Consider the following 4,665-nt stretch of genomic DNA (forward strand, 5'->3'; position numbering starts at 1 on the left):
CTTTTTTTCTTGTTTTCTGGTTTTATATTTGGTGATGCAGATCAGAGTAAAGTTCAACAAACGCCTGTCAATGAACCTCTGAACTTACAAGGATCAGGTGAACTTACGATTAAGGACTGGGTTTATAATCCAACGAAAAAGCTGATGGTTGTCACCATAAACATCAATAAATCAACAGCTTTGTTAGATGAATCCTTGAGCTTTACTGCTCAGGAAAAAGAGCATCCAAAACGCGATCTTCCAACGCACGTAGAGTACAACGATGAAAGCAGATATGTCATTAGTATCCACCAGGTAAGTCCTTCCTTTGATGTCATGGCACTCGATGTTATTAAGGAAGAAAACGCCATGCTATTTCCTGAAAAGAATGATCAAAATTCCCTAAAAGGGGGTGAGGAAAAGAAAGAGCTGGCACGTATTTATACAGATCAACGTAAAGTGGAAATGGACAAACAATTAAACATTTTAACGGAGCAAGAATATGAAGTTGCTGCTGTATCTGAAGAAATCGAAAAGGCTAAAGAAACAATAAAAGAGAAGAGGGCAAGTATTCAAACCATCGATGAACGAATCAAAGAAGTTGATCAAAAAATCGTTGAATTAGAATCAGAGCTTCTTTACGAAACGGAGGAAGAGAAAAAGAATACAGAGGCTAGAATTAATCACCTAGAAAATGAAAAAGATCAGATTAATCAAGAGGCAGCTGAACATGAACTAACCATCCAAACCATCTTTGAAAAGATTGGGATGTTAGAAGAAAAACGAGAGATGATTTCGAACTAAAAAGGGGCGTAGGTTGTGGTAGAGGTCAACACAGGGTCCACACATCTCCTGTGCAGGGACCACACACCAAGGTGAATACACGAATGGATGTTCCTGTTTTAGCCGCACAGCGACCGCACATCTGGAGATTTTCTTGTTCCCTCGTTTTGCCCGGCTCTGCCGGGATTCACACGCCAAGTGGGAACAAAAACCTCTTATGCTCTTCTCTTTATTCACTAGTTTTAGGGACTTCTTCAAAGGGAGTGATTGTTATGGAAATAAGAATTCGTTATATGGATCCGAAAACCGTTCAACGAATTGACGAACTCGCGAAGGAAAAAGGGTTAAGTCGGCAAGAGTTTTTACATGCTCAGTTGCAACAGTTAGCTGTCTATCGAGAAGAGAACCTTCGTGAACAAAGACTGCAGCAATTAGTCGATCGAAACATTCAAACGATGGCTCATTGTTATACAGCGATTCGAGAAATGAATGATCTCTTACAGGTTGAAGAACCAGGTGAAGAGGCATGAGTGAAACCGTAACACCTGGAGTGGTTTTAAAAACAAAATTTGTGACAGCGAATAAGAGAGGATTTCAAGATTATGTGCAGTATGTGGATCGGAAAGAGGCAAAAGGAAAGGGGGATGCTCATCGGTCCATGTTTAGTTTATATAATCACTATATGGATGACCCAGATAAAACATCTGCTTTGTTTACTCAGCAGTCGGACCATTTATCGGTGGAAGGAAAGCAGGGCATTAAAACTTTGTTTGAACAAGCTCAAAAGAAGAACAGTATCATGTGGCAGGACGTCATTACATTTGATAACGATTGGCTTCAAAACCGAGGCGTTTATGATTCAAAGACACACACCTTAGATGAAGATGCTTTGAAGCAAGTAACACGGAAATCGATGCAGGCCATGATGAGAAAAGAAGGATTACAAGAGAGTGCTGTTTGGTCGGCGGCCATTCACTATAACACCGATAACATTCATATTCATGTGGCCACCGTCGAACCAAACCCGACTCGTGAACGTGGAAAGCGAAAGCCGAAAACTCTAGACGCGATGAAAAGTGAAGTCGTGAATGGATTAATGGATCGAACGCAAGAACGGAACCGAATAAACTCATTGATCCGTGACCACATGGTGAATACAAAGAAAGAAAATAGCAGCACGAAATGGAGCAATAGAGAAATAAAACCTCTGTTCCTCGACGTGTATAATCACTTGCCAGAGGATAAGCGACAGTGGCACTATGGCTATCAAACGCTGAAGCCTCTTCGACCAAAGATTGATGAACTAACGACACGGTATTTAGATAAGTACCACGCCAAAGATATGAACCAGCTACATGAAAAATTGGACAAAGAAGCAAATGAATTAAAGAGGGCTTACGGGGATGGACCTAAGGATAAAAAGCGATACCAACATTACAAACAAAACAAGTTAGATGATCTCTATAAACGAATGGGTAATGCGTTCTTACAAGAAATGAAACAATATGATCGCCAGCAATATCCCAGACAAACGACACAAGAAAATTACTCCTATAAGGCCATGCCTTCAGGAATTCAATTGCAACGTTCCTTAAGAAGCATTCAACGCTCGTTGGGACAAACGTATGATCAGTTTATCAATGACTTGGATCATCAGAAGTTAGAGCGGGAAATCGAAAGAGGGAGGTAGGTTACAAAGATGAGAAGACGTCAAAATGTTACTCTTCATGAAGAGACAATTGAGTTAATCAAAGAGTATCAGGAACAGCACCATATTCGTTATCCAGGTGAAGCTTTGGATCGTATGATTGAGGAATGGGAAGCACAGAATGCGAAGGAACAATCACAAGAATATCTCATGAGTTTGATGGCTCAACATTTTAAAGACGTGTTTTCTGAAGAGATGAAACGGTTGCGGTTAGCAGCCAATCGAAGCGATAAGAATACACAAGTCCTTCTGGAATTAATGAACGGTTTTGCGATGGATCAGAACTTAGAAAGTTGTGTTACCACACCAATTTTTGAAAGCCAAGCGATGAAGGATGCGAGGCAAGCAGTCGAGGAAAGAATCAGTCATCAGCGTCAGAAGAGAATAAGTGCCGGGGAGACTCAACCAGCATCAATCTAATGCTATACATGAGAAATTATCTAATAAAGGAGTTGAAGGTATGCTTTTGTTTAATAGCAATTATGAAGTAGGTGTGTTTAAGCGTTTAAGTGAAAATAATGAGCTCGTGATGGAGGTGGGACAGGAAGAATACACTTTAACGTTGAGTGATCAGGAAATGGTTGATCTTGAACAGCATTTAGTGAATCAAGAGAATCTACTCATTCCTTTTCATAAGAAAACAAAAGAACTGATATTAAATACAGAACCCAATTACGATGAGGAAGAAATGGAAGAACTCATGAACATCAGTGAAGGAGCTGAAGATCATGGCGAAGGCTAAACAATCCTATAAACAGAAATCACCGGAAAAGGTCAAAGAAGAGATCAATCGACTGACAGAGGGGATGGAAGAAAGTATTTCTAAGCACTTTCATACTCCTAAACAAATGAAAGAGTATCTAGACTTTATGGGGAAATTTCACCGGTATTCTCCACGGAATACTGCACTCATTGATTCACAGTTTCCAGGAGCAGAAGCTGTAGGTTCTTACGCCTTCTGGAAAGACAAAGGGTTCTCCGTAAACAAAGGAGAGAAAAGTCTAAAGGTTCTTGTACCTAACCGGTTAGGCCAACAGTTTCAAGATGAAGAGGGCGAATGGAAACCTCTGAAATATGCGACGAAAACAGAAAAGCAACAAGTCAAAGACGGTCAACTCGATAAACGAGATGGCCGTCTTGTTTATTCTACCGGGAGTGTGTTTGATGTTTCTCAGACAACAGCCACTCAAAAAGATCTGCCTCAGATCTTTCCTAACAAATGGATCGATGGGGAGGTTCATAATTACAGTCAGCTTCGACAAGGGATGGAGGCTATAGCTGATAACAATAACATTCAAATTGTAGATCCTTATGAAGAGTTAGGAGCAGCTAAAGGCGTCAGTTACACAGGGAAAGGAGAAGTCGCTCTTAATCCGCGTAATTCTGAGCGTCAAGATACAAAAACTCTATTACATGAATTGACTCACGCCAAGCTTCATACGAAGGAAAATATGAGCGACTACACCAAACCGGAGAAAGAATTTCAGGCGGAAATGACAGCTTATACGGTTGCTTCTTATTTCAATATTGACACCAGTGACTACTCATTAGATTATCTGCATCACTGGACCAAGGATCATGAACTTAAAGACCATGAGAGCCTATTACAAGAAGTTCAGGCAACAGCTAAAGAATTTATTACGACCATAGAAGAATCCATGGGCCAAGAAAAGGAAGGGGAGAAAGGTATGAGTGTTAAAGAACAAAAACATGAAATGGAAGAGGACAAACAAGAAAGAGCGATACTATCTTCAGAAAAGCTTCGGGATATGTACCGAAGCCAAGTGAGTAAGGCTGAGAAGGATAGCGGGCCGTTTGATAAGGAAGAAAAGGTCGAAGAGGAATATTCCCATCAAGATTTCAAAGATGCTTATAAAAAGGAGCTCATGAACTTTATTGAACCAACCGTTGGAAAAGAATTGGATAAAGAAGAAAATACTGACCGACAAGAACGTTTGAATCAGATGCGTGCTTTTCAAGAGACTCACAGTAAAGAAGAGGTGTACCAGCTTAAGAAAGAATCTCTACAAGAATTAAAAGAACTACCTTTAACGGATCGTGGTGAGCAGCGACTATCTCAAATCGAAAGTAAATTGGATAGAGAGTTCCATGAAGAGAAGGAAAGCAACACTTCGGAAATGAAGAATAAAAAGAGCAATAAAGAAGCTTCTCAACAGAAGGAAAAACAAAAAGAA

General features: G+C 40.2%; 6 protein-coding genes. All 6 read left to right on the forward strand.

Features of this window, described 5'->3' with window-relative positions:
- Window positions 1-783: hypothetical protein (locus tag LD39_RS14825; RefSeq protein WP_035548774.1), on the forward strand; the 783-nt coding region annotated here is incomplete at its 5' end.
- A gap of 251 nt (window positions 784-1,034) precedes the next feature.
- A complete protein-coding gene (locus tag LD39_RS14830) occupies window positions 1,035-1,292 on the forward strand; it encodes a hypothetical protein (RefSeq protein WP_035548777.1) in 258 nt (85 codons plus the stop codon).
- Window positions 1,289-2,452: a MobP2 family relaxase gene (gene mobP2, locus LD39_RS14835; RefSeq protein ID WP_035548780.1), complete on the forward strand. Its 1,164-nt coding sequence runs from the start codon at window positions 1,289-1,291 to the stop codon at window positions 2,450-2,452. Before LD39_RS14830 ends, mobP2 begins: the two co-directional genes overlap by 4 nt.
- 9 nt (window positions 2,453-2,461) lie before the next feature.
- On the forward strand, window positions 2,462-2,890 hold the full coding sequence (locus LD39_RS14840; protein ID WP_035548783.1) for a hypothetical protein: 429 nt from the start codon (window positions 2,462-2,464) through the stop codon (window positions 2,888-2,890).
- Window positions 2,891-2,930: 40 nt separating this feature from the next.
- Window positions 2,931-3,212, forward strand: a complete 282-nt coding sequence (locus LD39_RS14845; RefSeq protein ID WP_035548786.1) for a hypothetical protein — start codon at window positions 2,931-2,933, stop codon at window positions 3,210-3,212.
- Window positions 3,199-4,665: ImmA/IrrE family metallo-endopeptidase (locus LD39_RS14850; RefSeq protein ID WP_035548789.1), on the forward strand; the 1,467-nt coding region annotated here is incomplete at its 3' end. The genes LD39_RS14845 and LD39_RS14850, both read left to right, overlap by 14 nt.

The organism is Halobacillus sp. BBL2006 (assembly GCF_000786645.1).
Lineage (GTDB): Bacteria > Bacillota > Bacilli > Bacillales > Halobacillaceae > Halobacillus.